The 14,286-nt window shown below is 62.9% G+C and carries 18 protein-coding genes; 12 read left to right on the top strand and 6 right to left on the bottom strand.

Going from position 1 to position 14,286, the window contains the following annotated elements:
• Positions 1 to 220: 220 nt before the first annotated feature.
• The 5 genes from J5J10_RS07545 (at position 221) to J5J10_RS07525 (ending at position 5,015) form a co-directional block, all read left to right on the top strand.
• Positions 221 to 1,219 (top strand): ABC transporter substrate-binding protein, encoded by a 999-nt coding sequence (locus tag J5J10_RS07545; RefSeq protein ID WP_208550753.1) that lies wholly within the window; start codon positions 221 to 223, stop codon positions 1,217 to 1,219.
• A 219-nt stretch (positions 1,220 to 1,438) separates the two neighbouring features.
• Positions 1,439 to 2,353 carry a proline/glycine betaine ABC transporter permease gene (locus J5J10_RS07540; protein ID WP_208550757.1) on the top strand — a complete coding sequence of 305 codons (915 nt, stop codon included), beginning with the start codon at positions 1,439 to 1,441 and terminating at the stop codon, positions 2,351 to 2,353.
• On the top strand, positions 2,346 to 3,395 hold the full coding sequence (locus tag J5J10_RS07535) for a glycine betaine/L-proline ABC transporter ATP-binding protein (protein ID WP_211929430.1): 1,050 nt from the start codon (positions 2,346 to 2,348) through the stop codon (positions 3,393 to 3,395). The genes J5J10_RS07540 and J5J10_RS07535 overlap by 8 nt, the downstream gene beginning before the upstream one ends.
• Before the next feature lie 121 nt (positions 3,396 to 3,516).
• Positions 3,517 to 4,539, top strand: a complete 1,023-nt coding sequence (bmt, locus tag J5J10_RS07530) for a betaine--homocysteine S-methyltransferase (RefSeq protein WP_211929429.1) — start codon at positions 3,517 to 3,519, stop codon at positions 4,537 to 4,539.
• Positions 4,540 to 4,661: 122 nt separating this feature from the next.
• Positions 4,662 to 5,015, top strand: a complete 354-nt coding sequence (locus tag J5J10_RS07525; RefSeq protein ID WP_211929428.1) for a hypothetical protein — start codon at positions 4,662 to 4,664, stop codon at positions 5,013 to 5,015.
• A 6-nt stretch (positions 5,016 to 5,021) separates the two neighbouring features.
• Here J5J10_RS07525 and J5J10_RS07520 read toward each other — a convergent pair whose 3' ends face one another.
• On the bottom strand, positions 5,022 to 5,750 hold the full coding sequence (locus J5J10_RS07520; protein WP_349252048.1) for a phosphodiester glycosidase family protein: 729 nt from the start codon (positions 5,748 to 5,750) through the stop codon (positions 5,022 to 5,024).
• 183 nt (positions 5,751 to 5,933) lie between these two features.
• On the opposite strand from J5J10_RS07520, the gene J5J10_RS07515 reads away from it, so the two are divergent.
• Positions 5,934 to 6,662, top strand: a complete 729-nt coding sequence (locus J5J10_RS07515) for a ParA family protein (protein WP_211929427.1) — start codon at positions 5,934 to 5,936, stop codon at positions 6,660 to 6,662.
• 8 nt (positions 6,663 to 6,670) lie between these two features.
• On the opposite strand, the gene J5J10_RS07510 is transcribed toward J5J10_RS07515, so the two are convergent.
• The gene (locus J5J10_RS07510; RefSeq protein ID WP_211929426.1) at positions 6,671 to 7,363 is read right to left on the bottom strand and encodes a 4Fe-4S dicluster domain-containing protein; all 693 of its coding nucleotides are present in this window, start codon (positions 7,361 to 7,363) and stop codon (positions 6,671 to 6,673) included.
• A gap of 98 nt (positions 7,364 to 7,461) precedes the next feature.
• On the bottom strand, positions 7,462 to 9,030 hold the full coding sequence (locus tag J5J10_RS07505) for a trimethylamine methyltransferase family protein (RefSeq protein WP_211929425.1): 1,569 nt from the start codon (positions 9,028 to 9,030) through the stop codon (positions 7,462 to 7,464).
• Between the two features lie 253 nt (positions 9,031 to 9,283).
• Here J5J10_RS07505 and J5J10_RS07500 point away from each other — a divergent pair, with 253 nt between their 5' ends.
• A complete protein-coding gene (locus J5J10_RS07500) occupies positions 9,284 to 9,985 on the top strand; it encodes a B12-binding domain-containing protein (RefSeq protein WP_211929424.1) in 702 nt (233 codons plus the stop codon).
• A gap of 16 nt (positions 9,986 to 10,001) precedes the next feature.
• Here J5J10_RS07500 and J5J10_RS07495 read toward each other — a convergent pair whose 3' ends face one another.
• Both J5J10_RS07495 and J5J10_RS07490 read right to left on the bottom strand, forming a co-directional pair.
• Positions 10,002 to 10,145, bottom strand: a complete 144-nt coding sequence (locus J5J10_RS07495) for a hypothetical protein (protein ID WP_211929423.1) — start codon at positions 10,143 to 10,145, stop codon at positions 10,002 to 10,004.
• 25 nt (positions 10,146 to 10,170) lie between these two features.
• Entirely contained in the window at positions 10,171 to 10,338 is a 168-nt protein-coding gene (locus J5J10_RS07490; protein WP_208550810.1) for an entericidin, read from the bottom strand.
• Between the two features lie 26 nt (positions 10,339 to 10,364).
• Between J5J10_RS07490 and J5J10_RS07485 the strand changes: the two genes are divergently transcribed.
• Positions 10,365 to 11,003, top strand: coding sequence for a DUF1638 domain-containing protein (locus J5J10_RS07485; RefSeq protein WP_211929422.1), 639 nt, complete (start codon positions 10,365 to 10,367; stop codon positions 11,001 to 11,003).
• Positions 11,004 to 11,015: 12 nt separating this feature from the next.
• Here the strand turns inward: J5J10_RS07485 and J5J10_RS07480 are convergent, their stop codons facing one another.
• Positions 11,016 to 11,174: an entericidin gene (locus J5J10_RS07480; RefSeq protein WP_211929421.1), complete on the bottom strand. Its 159-nt coding sequence runs from the start codon at positions 11,172 to 11,174 to the stop codon at positions 11,016 to 11,018.
• 201 nt (positions 11,175 to 11,375) lie between these two features.
• On the opposite strand from J5J10_RS07480, the gene J5J10_RS07475 reads away from it, so the two are divergent.
• The 4 genes from J5J10_RS07475 to J5J10_RS07460 all read left to right on the top strand — a co-directional run bounded on the left by J5J10_RS07475 (position 11,376) and on the right by J5J10_RS07460 (position 14,281).
• Positions 11,376 to 12,023 carry an exopolysaccharide biosynthesis protein gene (locus J5J10_RS07475; protein WP_211929420.1) on the top strand — a complete coding sequence of 216 codons (648 nt, stop codon included), beginning with the start codon at positions 11,376 to 11,378 and terminating at the stop codon, positions 12,021 to 12,023.
• An 8-nt stretch (positions 12,024 to 12,031) separates the two neighbouring features.
• Positions 12,032 to 12,829, top strand: coding sequence for a formyl transferase (locus J5J10_RS07470; RefSeq protein ID WP_249116699.1), 798 nt, complete (start codon positions 12,032 to 12,034; stop codon positions 12,827 to 12,829).
• 96 nt (positions 12,830 to 12,925) lie between these two features.
• On the top strand, positions 12,926 to 13,228 hold the full coding sequence (locus tag J5J10_RS07465; RefSeq protein WP_211929419.1) for a virulence factor: 303 nt from the start codon (positions 12,926 to 12,928) through the stop codon (positions 13,226 to 13,228).
• Positions 13,229 to 13,312: 84 nt separating this feature from the next.
• Entirely contained in the window at positions 13,313 to 14,281 is a 969-nt protein-coding gene (locus J5J10_RS07460; protein ID WP_208550841.1) for a methyltetrahydrofolate cobalamin methyltransferase, read from the top strand.
• Positions 14,282 to 14,286 lie beyond the last annotated feature (5 nt).

Below are 14,286 nucleotides of genomic sequence, written 5' to 3'. Positions count from 1 at the left end.
AGCTCTACGCTTGTCTCCGTCAAACGCGGATGCACGCTGGCGTCGACAGGGTTCCGTCGCCGGAAGAAAAAGACAATCCCCTTGACGCATTCGAGGCTGTGCCGCTCAACCCAAGCTTTGCGGAGCAGTCCCGGTCACGCCATTGGACGGATTGGCTTGCAGTATCCTCTCCGTCCCGTCTTTGAACGCTGCACATCCCGAGACTGGGAGGTCTTGACCTATGAAGAAGCTCCTCGCTTCCACTTTCCTTGCCGCCAGCATCTACGCGCTCGCCGGCTCTGCTCAGGCAGCCGAATGCGGTGACGTGTCGATCGCTGAAATGAACTGGGCATCGGCCGGCGTCGCCGCTTATGTCGACAAGATTATCCTCGAAAACGGCTACGGCTGCAACGTGACGGTCGTCACGGGTGACACCATGCCGACGTTCGCCTCCATGAACGAAAAGGGCCAGCCGGACATGGCGCCGGAATTCTGGGTCAATGCCGTGCGCACCGCGCTCGACGAGGCGATCGCCGAAGGCCGCCTGATCCAGGCCGCTCCGCTGCTCTCCGACGGTGGCGTCGAAGGCTGGTGGATTCCGAAGTTCCTGGCCGACGAGCACCCGGACATCAAGACGGTTCAGGATGCGCTCGAGCATCCGGAACTCTTCCCGGCTCCCGAAGACGCGTCCAAGGGCGCCGTCACCAACTGCCCGGCTGGCTGGAACTGCCAGGTGTCGACCGCCAACCTCTATCGCGCGCTGAAGGCCGACGAGAAGGGCTTCGAACTGGTTGATACCGGATCGGCCGCCGGCCTTGACGGCTCGATCGCAAATGCGTTCGAAAACAAGAAGGGCTGGCTCGGCTATTATTGGGCTCCGACCGCCATCCTCGGCAAGTACGAGATGGTCCGTCTCTCCTTCGGCGTCGAACACGACAAGGCCAACTGGGACGCCTGCACGGCCGTTCCGGACTGCCCGGATCCGAAGGTCAACGCCTATCCGGTTTCCGACGTCTACACCGTCGTCACCAAGGGCTTCTCCGAAAAGGCCGGCGTTGCCATGGACTATGTGAAGACCCGCAAGTGGGACAACCAGACCGTCGGCAAGGTTCTCGCCTGGATGGACGAAAACCAGGGCACCAATGAAGATGGCGCCAAGCATTTCCTCGAAAACTACGAGGACATGTGGACGACCTGGGTTGCCCCCGAGGTTGCCGAGAAGGTCAAGGCCGCTCTCTGATATCATTGTGACGTAATCCGCGGCGGGCTCCCGGGCCCGCCGCGCCTTCTGCGAAGCGGCCTGCCGCATAACGCCATTCAACGACGACCGACGTCGCAGACGGTATGAATTCCATCTTGGAACTCGATTAGCCTCTCGCCGCGGGATTATGGCATCGCCGTCAAGGCCCATCGCAGCGTTTCGAACGCCACAAAGACGAGGGCTCAAAAGGGGAAAGAGATGGCTTCGACCTTATGCAACTACCTGCCGGAACTGCTGTGCAAGTTTCCGGCGATCGACAACGACCTCATGCGCGTCGTGCGCAAGAGCGTGGACGACAGTTTCAAATCCTTCGTCCGTGCCTATGGCAACGTGATCGACGCGGTCACGCACCCTCTCCAGCTCTTTCTGAACTGGCTTGAGGCGCTCTTCGTCAGCACGCCTTGGTTCATTTTCCTTCTTGTCATGGTGGTGATCGTCTATCTGGCGAGCCGCAATCTGAAAATTGTCGCGCTGACGATCGTCGGCATGCTGCTGATTGGTTTCGTCGGCCTGTGGGAAGACACGATGATCACGCTCGCGATCGTCACCGTCTCCACGCTTCTTGCCATCGTCATCGGCATCCCGATCGGCATCATGATGGCCCGTTCAGACCGCGCCCAGTCGATCGTCAATCCGATCCTGGATGTCATGCAGACCATGCCGAGCTTCGTTTACCTCATCCCCGTGGTGATGATCTTCGGCATCGGCAAGGTTCCAGGGGTCATCGCCGTGGTCATCTATGCGGTGCCGCCGATGATCCGCCTGACCAACCTCGGCATCCGCCTCGTCGACCGCGAGGTGCTCGAGGCCGCCGACGCCTTCGGCTCTTCGCCCGGGCAGAAGCTGAGAAACGTTCAGATCCCGCTTGCCCTCCCCACAGTCATGGCCGGCATCAACCAGACCATCATGATGTCGCTGGCCATGGTCGTCGTCGCATCCATGATCGGCGTCGGCGGTCTCGGCAAGAACGTGCTGCAGGCGATCTCCAACCAGTTCCTCACCATCGGCTTCCTGAACGGCTTCGCGCTGGTCGCCATCGCGATCATCTTCGACCGCACCAGCCAGGCCTTCGGCAAGCGCCTGCAGAAACACACGGAGGTCGTCCATGGCTAGTCACGGCATCGAAATCCGCAATCTCTACAAGATCTTCGGCCCCGACGGCGCATCCTACATAGACCGCGTCAAGGACGGCATGTCGAAGGCGGAACTCAACGAGAAATACGGCCACGTGCTCGGCCTGAAAGACATCAACATCTCGATGCCCGCCGGCGGCATCACCGTCGTGATGGGCCTGTCCGGCTCCGGCAAGTCAACGCTGATCCGCCACATCAACCGGCTGATCGAACCGACCTCCGGCGAGGTGCTCTACGACAATGTCGACGTCTGCCGCATGAACCAGACGGAACTGCGGGAATTTCGTCGCCACAAGACGGCGATGGTGTTCCAGAAATTCGCGCTGCTTCCGCACCGCACGGTCATGGAAAACACCGTTTACGGCCTGGACATCCAGGGCATCCCCCGGAGCAGGAGCGAAAAGACGGCGCAGCACTGGATCGAGCGGGTTGGTTTGGCCGGCTTCGAGCGGCACTACCCGAACCAGCTGTCGGGCGGCATGCAGCAGCGTGTCGGCCTTGCTCGTGCGCTTGCCAACGACGCCGACATCCTGCTGATGGACGAGGCCTATTCGGCGCTCGATCCGCTGATCCGCGTCGATATGCAGACCGTGCTTCTCGACCTGCAACAGGAATTGAAGAAGACAGTCGTCTTCATCACCCACGACCTCGACGAGGCGCTCCGCCTTGGTGACAAGATCGCGATCCTGCGTGATGGCGAGGTGGTCCAGCAGGGCACGGGCCAGCAGATCGTGCTCTCGCCGGCCGACGACTACATCACCGCCTTCGTCAAGGAGGTGAACCGCGGCCGCGTCATCATGGTCGATACCATCATGCAACCCGTTCCGGATGGCTTGCAGGCGATGCCGCTCGCCAGCGGCACCGTGCTGGAAGCGGCCGCTAAGGAAATGACCGACGCCGAACAGTCGAAGGCCATCGTCACGGGGGACGGCGGCAAGCCGCTCGGCATGGTCGACCTTCACACGATCATAGCGGCCATGGTTACCCCCTCGACGCACATGGACCCGAAGATCGCCGCTTGAGGGCGATACCGATCCAGCCAGGGCCGCCCCGCGGAAACGCCGGGCGGCCTTTTCGTTTTGCGCCTTGCCGGGACATAAAGAAAGCTTTATATCATTTCCGAACAACACGAGAGGAAAACCCATGTCCGTCGCCCACGATCCGCTGTCCCTTCTGCTGGCCGAAAAGGGCGTGCTGCTCGCCGATGGCGCCACCGGCACCAATCTCTTCGCCCAGGGCCTCCAGGCTGGCGAGGCGCCGGAGCTGTGGAACGAGGATGAGCCGGAAAAGATCGTCAAGCTGCACCAGGACTTCGTCGATGCGGGTGCCGATATCATCCTCACCAATTCCTTCGGCGGCACGCGTCACCGCCTCAAGCTGCACAACGCCCAGGACCGGGTGTTCGAACTCAACCGCAAGGCTGCGCAAATCGCCCGCTCGGTTGCCGACAAGGCCGGCCGCAAGGTCATCGTCGCCGGTTCCGTTGGTCCGACCGGCGAACTTCTGATTCCCCTCGGCGCCTTGAGCTACGAAGATGCGGTCGCAGCCTTCGCCGAGCAAATGGAGGGTCTCAAGGCCGGCGGCGCCGATGTCGCCTGGATCGAAACCATGTCGTCTCCGGAAGAAATTCGCGCCGCCGCCGAGGCCGCCGTCAAGGTCGGCATGCCCTACACCTATACCGGCTCGTTCGATACCGCCGGCAAGACGATGATGGGCCTTGAGCCGAAGGACATCCACGGCGTTGCCAAGGATGTCGGCGAAGGCCCCCTTGCCGTTGGCGCCAATTGCGGCGTCGGCGCCTCCGACATTCTGGCAAGCTTGCTCGATATGACGGATGCCGACCCCTCGGCCACCGTCATCGTCAAGGGCAATTGCGGCATCCCCGAATATCGCGGCGCCGAAATCTACTATTCCGGCACGCCGCCGCTGATGGCCGACTATGCCCGCCTTGCCCGCGATGCCGGCGCGAAAATCATCGGCGGCTGCTGCGGCACGTCCTGCGGCCATCTTGCGGCAATGCGTCAGGCGCTCGACAGCTATACGCCCGGCCCGCGACCGACCATCGAGACCATCGTCGACCGCATCGGTCCGCTGCGCAACAAGACCGCAAGCGAATCCACGGCCGCAGGCGCGGGACGCGAGCGCCGCGGCCGTCGGCGCGACTGACCGGTTTCGAAGGACCGGCTATCCACAGGCCGTCCGTTGCTCGCGCGACGGACGGTTTTCTTTTGGACACCAACGGTTCTAATGGAGTGACAACGACGATTCGAACATCACCGGAGGAGCCGATGTCCGCCGCTCAGATCCCCTTTCCCGACCGTGAGACTGTCGCCGACAAGTTGTCTGCGCTCGAAGGCGATGGCGATGCCTTCCTCAAGCTCATCTTCGAAAATCCGGCCCAGGACGACAACCTTCTTGAAGGCCTGCTCTTCTACCTGAACCGCCAGTCCGAAGCCCGCTTCCTCAATTCGCTGAAGCTCGGACGCTGTGGCGAATGGCTCGGCAACAACGCTCCGTCCCGGCTGCAGATCCGCCTCTCGGAAGTGGCACGCTCCAGCCAGCACCCGGCCTTCGCGGCCTTCCGGGATGGTCTCACCCGCTCCGGCGGTCTTGAACGGGCCTATCCCAAATCCTCGGTCTGACCTCTCCTAGTCCGGCAACCGTTTGACGACCGCGATGATCGGTCCCATCGGAAACCAGCGGTCGTGCCGCCCGATGTCCGGCGCATAGAGGCTGGATATGCTGCCGTCGAGATAAAGCGCGTTGGCGCAGCCGAGCGTATCGCGTAAGAAGACGGCGAAGTCGTAGAATCGCACAGATCTCTCCGAAATGACGAACCGGACCTTCCCCTGCCTGTCGATACCGACGCCATTGCGGATTTTTAGGCTGTCGCTGTCAGGCAGGAATCGCGGATGGATTTGACCGGCGATCACCAGCATCGGACCCGATTGTGTCGCATAATCCGCCTTGAAACCGGAGGCCAGATAGGCTTGCGTTTCCCTTACCACCGCCTTACCACCGCCGACTGCGAAGACACCGTTCGGCAGCAGGTGGAAATTCCCGTATCCGCTGCCTGTTACCGCCGCCTTGCGTTCGATGCCATACTCGACGAACAGGCCAACCGGTGAAAGATCGTCGTGGTACATGCCGCCATTGGTCGCGAAGCTGACGACGTGACGGTCGAGCCAGAATGCCTGGACCAGCGCGAGGAAACTCCGATACGGCTCGCCGTTCGGGCGCCGGTTGACGATTCGGATATCGTCGATTTGCGAATCGAAATCGCAGACGATGTAGGCATTGCCGCCCGCCTCCTCCCTTTCGCACTCTTCCGAACGCGCTCCCGTCGCGCCGGAAATCAGCCCGAAGAGCAGCACCACGATAAAAACCCCCGTCCAATTCCGGGGGCTTCGCCGTTGCGTCACCACATATCTTAACAAGGCGACCACCTCCTTTACCGCTCGTTAACCATAATGGCCAAACCTGTTAATACGACAGCATGCCTGACCGGCTGTCCGTCCTGAGCGATGAAGTGGCTCGATCCAATTTTCAAGGAAATCGATATGCCCATCATGACCTTTGCCAATACCAAGGGCGGCGCCGGCAAGACCACGGCCGTCTTCGTTCTCGCCAGCGAGCTCGTCCGTCGCGGCACCCGCGTCACCATACTCGATGCCGATCCGCGCGGCTGGATCAGCCGCTGGCATGCGCTTGCTGCCTGTGGTGGTCTGCTGCAGGTCGTTGCCGTTGACGAACACTCCATCGAAGACGCCGCGGCCAAGGCCCGCAAGCGCGGAGGCTATACGCTGATCGACCTGCCGTCGAGCCACGACGCCCTGCTTGCCAAGGCCGTGGGCCTCGCCGACCACGTGATGATCCCCGTCCAGGGCTGTGCGATGGATGCCGTCGGTGGCGCCCAGGTTCTCGAACTGCTCGGCGAACTCGAGCGCCAGTGCGACATTCGCATCCCGCATTCGGTCGTTCTCACCCGCGTCAACATCGCCGTCACCACCCGCGCCCTGCAGGCCGCCAAGGATTTCCTCGCCGGTCGCAACATCCACACCCTGTCGACGCCGATCGCCGAGCGTGCCGCCTACCGTGATGTCTTTGGCAAGGGCGGCCTGCTGCAGGCGCTCAACGGCGAGGAAGTCAGCAATCTCGACCGCGCCCTCGAAAACGCGGCCCAGCTCGCCGACGAAGTCTTGGCGCTGGTGCCCTCGCGCGCGGCCCGCACCGCCGCCCGCAAGATCGCCGATGCCAAGCCCGCGAAACCGATGAGGACGGCCGCCTGACCGCCTGATCATACCGCCGGAAGCGTCAGAGCCCGCATGTGAAAGCGGATCTGGCCTTCCGGGTAGCGATGTTCCTCACCGACCGGGCAGGCATTCCGAGCGAGACATCCCGACACCATGCAACCTGCCTGCCCAGTGGGCGTCGCCAGATGCGACCGGCATGCCGCCACGTCGAAGCTATCCATCCGGATAGCAGCGACCGGACAGGATGTGAGGCACGGCTTGTCGGAACAGTGATCGCAGGGATGCCTCTCTACCCGCCCCGACGCCGCTAACGCTATGGAAAACCCGAGCGCGCCCCGGTATCCGTGCCACAGGCCGAACTCGGGGTGGATCAGAATCCCGAGCGGCGAGGCTTTCAGGCCTTCAGCATGCATCGCCCATTGCTGGAACGGTTGATACGGCGGATCGGACGGATAGTAGGCGGTGGCGCCAAACCGTTCCGCAGCCTCGCCGATCACCTGCTTCGACCAGGTGTCCAGCGGATGCTCCACCGCTCTCACGTGCTGTCGGTGCCACTCATCGAAGGCGGTCCAAAGCGACCCTCCCGCGTTTCCGACCAGCACGACGCTCGCCGCACGCCTCCCGTCGGCCAGCAACGGCCCGTCGCCCTCCCCGAAAACGGCAACGCCCCGCACGAACAGGCCGTTCGGGCGGAGCGCCGATTTGATGTCGTCGAGGAGACCGGACCGCGCGTTCATCGCGGTCCTTCATACTTGTAATGCGGCCTCCACACTTCCTCCTGGATCATGTCGGCCACTTGTCGTGCTCCGCCTTGCTCCCTGGCTTCGGGATGCTTTCAAGTGAAAGCGTCGGGCATCGATCCCTTGCGCTCGGCGATATAGGCCAGAAGCGCCTCGTCCTGCGCCGGATCGAGTGCCGGTGCCTCGTAGGAGTCGAGCCATGAGCGGCAAAGCGCGTTGGCGCGTTCCTCGATCCGCTTGCGGCCTTCCACTTCCCACTGCTCGAAGGAATTGTTGTCGGCGAGCGCCGAGCGGTAGAACGCCGTCTGGAAGTTCGCCTGTGTGTGGGCGCAACCGAGATAGTGGGCGCCCGGACCGACCTCGCGGATCGCGTCCATCGCCTGCCCGCCTTCCGACAGGTCGACGCCGGCTGCCATCTTCTGCATCATGCCGAGCTGGTCCTGGTCGATCATGAACTTCTCGTAGCAGGCCGAAAGCCCGCCTTCGAGCCAGCCGGCGGCATGCAGCACGAAGTTCGTGCCGGCGAGCAGCGTCATGTTCAGCGTGTTGGCGCTCTCGTGGGCTGCCTGCGCGTCCGGTACCTTGGAGGCGCAGAGCGAGCCGCCGGTACGGAACGGAATGCCGAGGCGACGCGCCAACTGTGCCGCACCATAGGAAACCAGGGCCGGCTCCGGCGTGCCGAAGGTCGGCGCACCCGACTGCATGGAAATCGAGGCTGCGAATGTGCCGAACAGCACAGGCGCACCCGGCCGGATGAGCTGGGTGAACGAGGCACCCGCCAGCACTTCAGCCAGAATCTGCGTCAGCGTGCCGGCAACCGTGACCGGGCTCATGGCGCCCGATAGGATGAACGGCGAGATCACGCACGCTTGGTTGTGCTTGGCGTAGACCTTCAAAGCACCCAGCATGGTCTCGTCGAACACCATAGGCGAGTTCGCGTTGATGAGGTTCAGCATCACGCAGTTGTTTTCGACGAAGTCATCGCCGAACACGAGCTTGGCCATCGCCACCGAATCCTCGGCGCGTTCCGGCGCGGTCACAGACCCCATGAACGGCTTGTCGGAATATTTGAGGTGCGTGTAGATCATGTCGAGGTGACGCTTGTTCACCGGCACGTCGACAGGCTCGCAGACCGTGCCGCCGGACGAATGCACCGACGGCGCCATGTAGGCGAGCTTCACGAAATTGCGGAAGTCCTCGATCGTCGCGTAGCGGCGGTTGCCGTCTAGGTCGCGGACAAAGGGAGGACCGTAGACAGGGGCGAAGACCGTTGCCTTGCCGCCGATCTGCACGCTGCGCTCCGGATTGCGCGCATGCCAGGTAAACTGCGATGGCGCGGTCTTCAGGATCTCCCGGCACAGACCTTTCGGAAAATGCACGCGCTGGCCGCGGACATCCGCGCCGGCCTTCTTCCAGATCTCCAGCGCCTCGGCGTCGTCGCGGAACTCGATGCCGATTTCTTCGAGCACCGTGTCGGCATTGCGCTCGATGATCGACAGGCCCTCTTCGTCGAGGACCTCGTATTCCGCGATCTTGCGGGTGATATAGGGCATGGACGGACCGGCGCCGCCGCCGCTGCGCGAGGCCCTGCGGGCTGCTGCTCCCCTGCCCTCGCCGCGGGCGCGACGGCCGCCGGCGTTTGAATCTTGAGTCATGTCGTCCATGGTGCTCCTCACTCTCGCGCCGCTGGGCGCTTTCGAATTTGCTCTTATGCTATTCGAATTGAGATGTGAAACATTCCTTATTGCGCCAACGAATACCACCGGACAGACATCGACTATCCTGTTTGGTCGCTTTTTTCGGTCAGGGACGTCGCATTCGAAATGAGTTTTTTATCCTATTGAGGTTTAACTGCTCCTCGGGCAGTCTTTTATCGACTCCAATCGCTTAACGGTCATCCAGCAGGAACATCAGGCCATGTCAGACGATGAAATCATTCTCTCGGAACTCTCCGACGAAGAACTCGTGCAGCAGATGCACGACGATCTTTACGACGGCCTGAAGGAAGAGATCGAGGAAGCGACGCAAATCCTTCTCGATCGCGGCTGGGCGCCGTACGACGTCCTGACCCAGGCTCTGGTCGAAGGCATGCGCATCGTTGGCGTCGACTTCCGCGACGGCATTCTCTTCGTGCCGGAAGTGCTTCTCTCGGCCAACGCCATGAAGGCCGGCATGACGATCCTGCGCCCGCTGCTCGCCGCAACCGGCGCGCCGAAGCAGGGCAAGATGGTCATCGGCACCGTCAAGGGCGACATCCACGACATCGGCAAGAACCTTGTCGGCATGATGATGGAAGGCGCCGGTTTCGACGTCATCGACCTCGGCATCAACAATCCGGTCGAGAACTATCTGGAAGCGATCGAGCGCGAAAAGCCGGATATCGTCGGCATGTCCGCTCTGCTCACCACCACCATGCCTTACATGAAGGTCGTCATCGACACGATGAAGGAAAAAGGCATTCGAGACGATTACGTCGTTCTCGTCGGCGGCGCACCGCTGAACGAGGAATTCGGCAAGGCCGTCGGAGCCGACGCCTACTGCCGCGATGCTGCCATTGCCGTTGAAACGGCGAAGGAATTCATCGCCCGCAAGCACAACCAGATGGGCGGTCGCGCCTGATAAGAAAAAGGCGGCCTCAGTGTTCTGAGGCCGCCATCATATTTGCCGTGGATGCGCCTGATTGACCGGCACCGATCGCCCAGAGGCTGCTCGCCAGACCTCCGACGACGACGAATAGCATGTAGTATGCCGATATGCGTGCGACAGTCCCGAGCGTCATGGCGTGTCTCCCTCTGCTCTCGCCGTTAGTAGGAAGCGGCGTTGTCGACCCGCTGTCCGGCGTCCTGCGTTGCATCGACGGCATTTGCGGTATCCTGGCCCATGCCGCGAATGGTGTTGCCGCAGCCGGCGAGCAGTGCGACCGACGCGAACAGCGATGCGGCGACGGCGAGACGGGTGGTGCTTTTCTTCATGACATGGGCTCCCTATCTGGTTTGACATGAACGAGATTTCGCAGACAGAACGCACGGTGACGGAAAAGGTTCGCGTGATTGCGTGTGGCGCCATTGCCCGCGAGGTTCTGGCCGTGAAGGAAGCGAACGGGCTGGCCCATCTCGAACTCGAGTGTCTGCCGGCGATCTGGCACGTCTACCCGGAAAGAATCGCGCCTGCGCTCCGTACGAAAATTGCCGAGGCCCGCGCCGATGGCGTGAACAGGATTTTCATCGGCTATGCCGAATGCGGCACCCAGGGTGAGATCGACAAAATCTGCCTCGAAGAAGGCATTGAGCGCATCGGCGGACCGCACTGCTACGCCTTCTTCACCGGCACGGAGAAATTCCTCGCCGAGTGCGAGGACGAGTTCACGGCCTTCTACCTGACCGACCTCATCACCCGGCAGTTCGAGGCCTTCGTTATCGAGCCCCTGAAGCTCGACAGGCACCCCGAACTTCGCGACATGGTGTTCGGCAATTACACCAAGATCGTCTATCTGGCGCAGACGGAAGACCCAGTGCTCCAGGAGAAGGCGAAATGGGCGGCGGACTACCTGAAGCTCGACTACGAATACCGTTTCACCGGCTACGGCGATCTCGAGCGCGAACTCGTTGCCGCCTCGCGCCCGCGCCCGGCGGCCTGAACGTCGTCCCGGTCAGTTCACCGCATTGACGACGCTGCGACCCGCATCCTGCGTGGCGTCCACTGCATTGCCAAGGTCCCGCCCGACGCCGCGAATGGTATTGCCGCAGCCACTCAGGCTGATAGCGACCATGAGAACGATGAAAACCCGTGCGAGAGTGCCGTACACCATGTCGTGACCTCCGTTCGAGGAAAAGCGCGGCTGACTGACATGCGCCCGTCACAAAATCAAGCCATGCCTTCAAGCCATGGATTTTACGCTTCCTTTAGCATGGCGTGAAATTCAGCACGCGCACGCGGCCTCCCTTAAGGACGCCGAAATCGATGATCGCCATCATCGGGTGACGTCGACAAGAACAATATGGGGGGAGCCATGACCGACGGAGCACATGCCATCAGTGGTTCGTATGCCGAAACCGCCGAGCGTCATCATCCGGAACACCTGTCGGTGGTCCTGAGGCGTCTGGCCGCGACCGGCAGCGACAAGATCAGCGTCCGCGACATCGCGATCGCCCTGCAGGATCGCTCCTTCGGCGCCTTTCTTCTCGTCTTCGCCCTTCCCAATCTCGTGCCGCTGCCGCCCGGCGCCACGCTGATCATCGGTCTGCCGCTCGTCTTCGTGGCGTGGCAGATGCTTGCCTCGCCCCATGGGCGCGTCGTCCTGCCGAAGCGTATCGGCGACTACCGAATCGACCGCCAGACCTTCGAACTCATCGTGCGTCGCCTCGGACCTTGGCTGCAATGGGCGGAAAACTGGGTCAGACCGCGCTTCTGGTTCCTCGAGTCCCGGTCGGCCGAACGTCTGCTCGGCATCTATGCGCTGATCCTTGCCGTGGTCGTCGTCCTGCCCATCCCGCTCGGCAACTGGCCGCCGGCCTTTGCTCTCGCGATTATCGGCTTTGCGCATTCCGAGCGCGATGGCCTTGGAGTTCTGGCGGGTTGCGTGATAGGTCTTGCCACGATTGCGCTTGCGGGCTTCGTTGTCTTCACGGCCGGAGCGCTGCTGAACCTGGTTTTCTGAGGGGCTTGATGGTCGAAGCTGGGCTAGTCGACGTTCGTGCCGCGGCACGACGGGTCGTCGTCATGACGGATGGCGGACAGAATTCCCGCCTTGTGGTCTGCGCGCTGGCGTCCCATTTCCCCGACATCCATGTCATCGTCGAGACGCCGGAAGCCAAGGGCGAAATCCTGAGGCGACGCGCCCGCGCCAGGGGATGGCTCGACGCATCGGGCCAGCTTGCGACGATGGCGCTGGCCAAGCTCCTGCGGCTTGCCTCGCGCGACCGGGTCCAGCGCATCATCCAGTCAACCGGCCTGCGCGCCGAGTTTCCGCCGAACGTGGCGATCATCAAGGTTCCCGATGTCAACAGCGATGCCTGCCTCGACAGCCTCCGCGACCTGACGCCGGCCGTCATCCTCCTCGTCAGCACGCGGCTCCTGAAACCCGCCACGCTTGCCGCCATCCGCTGCCCGATCGTCAACCTGCATGCCGGCATAAACCCCACCTACCGCGGCCAGATGGGCGGCTACTGGTCGCTTGCCCTGGGCGACCGGGGGAATTTCGGCGCGACGATCCATCTGGTCGATGCCGGCACGGACACCGGCGCGACGCTGGCGGAAGTCCGCACCGTCCCGACCGACCGCGACAACATCTCCACCTACCCCCTTCTGCTGACCGCGGTCGCGCTTCCGGCGCTGGCCCAGACCATTGGCGCAATCCTTAAGGGCACGGCCCGCACGATTCCGAGCGAAGGCGTCTCCGCGCTGCGCTTCCCGCCGCCGATTTGGCTGTGGATTTGGTACGCCGTGACACGCCGCGTCTGGTAAATTCCCGCCGCGTCGTTTTTTGTTGTTCGCGACGTCGTCTAAAGCGCAGTCCATCGGTCGTGGGCGGTGCATTCTCGCGCTAGCAGGAGGAATTTCATGGCCGACAGGATCATCGTCTACTGGCGCGACATCCCCGCCCAGGTCATCGTCAGGAAGGGCCGCACCTCGGCCAAGCGTGAGCTCTCGCTGCGCTTCACCGAAGCGATCGACATGTGCGCCATGCGCTCCGGCGCCGCCGAGACGGATGAGTACCTCGCCGAATGGCGCAAGGCCGATCCGGTTTCGGTCAGCGACGACCTTGAAGCCGAGGCCGACAAGGCAGCCGCCGAAATCGAGGCGGCCTACGACAAGGAACGCCTCGTGAAGCTCGTCCACGCTGGAGGTCGCGACGCGGCCTGACCGCGCCAGCCTGCCCACGCCATCACACAGATTGACCGGCGCCCGGAGACAGACCTCCACGCCACGACGGAGACCCAGAAGATCATGACCCGCACCATCGTCGCATCCGCCACCCGCGAAATCATCATCGGTTTCGACCAGCCCTTCTGCGTGATCGGCGAGCGCATCAACCCGACCGGCCGCAAGAAGCTTGCCGCCGAGATGATCGAGGGCAATTTCGACACCGTCATCAAGGACGCCCTCGAGCAGGTCGCCGCCGGCGCCACCATGCTCGACATCAACGCCGGCGTCACCGCCGTCAACCCGAACGAGACCGAGCCGCCGCTGCTCGTCAAGACGCTGGAAATCGTCCAGGGCCTGGTCGACATCCCGCTGGCGATCGACTCCTCCGTCACCGCCGCCATCGAGGCCGGCCTCAAGGTCGCCAAGGGCCGGCCGCTGATCAACTCCGTCACCGGCGAGGAAGAAAAGCTCGAAGCCATCCTGCCGCTCTGCAAGAAATATGACGTCCCGGTCGTCGCCATCTCCAACGACGAGACCGGCATCAGCCAGGACCCGGACGTCCGCTTCGCCGTCGCCAAGAAGATCGTCGAGCGCGCCGCCGACTACGGCATCAAGCCGCACGACATCGTCGTCGACCCGCTGGTCATGCCGATCGGCGCCGTCGGCTCCGCCGGCCTGCAGGTCTTCGCGCTCGTGCGGCGTCTGCGCGAGGAACTGAAGGTCAACACCACCTGCGGCCTCTCCAACATCTCCTTCGGCCTTCCGCACCGCCATGGCATCAATGCCGGCTTCATCCCGATGGTCATCGGCGCCGGAATGACGTCCGCGATCATGAACCCCTGCCGCCCGGCCGAGATGGAAGCCGTGCGCGCCGCCAACGTTCTGAACGGCACCGACGAGAACTGCTACAACTGGATCAAGACCTACCGCGACTACAAGCCGGCCGAAGGCGGCCATGCCGCGGCACCCGCTCCTGCCGCAGCCTCAGCCGGCGGCGGCCGCCGCGGCGGCCGTGCAGCCCGCGTCGGCGGTGGTGCAGCAACGGAGTAACGGAG

It is taken from the genome of Ciceribacter sp. L1K23 (assembly GCF_018122705.1).
Lineage (GTDB): Bacteria > Pseudomonadota > Alphaproteobacteria > Rhizobiales > Rhizobiaceae > Allorhizobium.
Note: the sequence above shows the minus strand (reverse complement) of the source record. Positions and strands in the feature narration are given on the sequence as shown.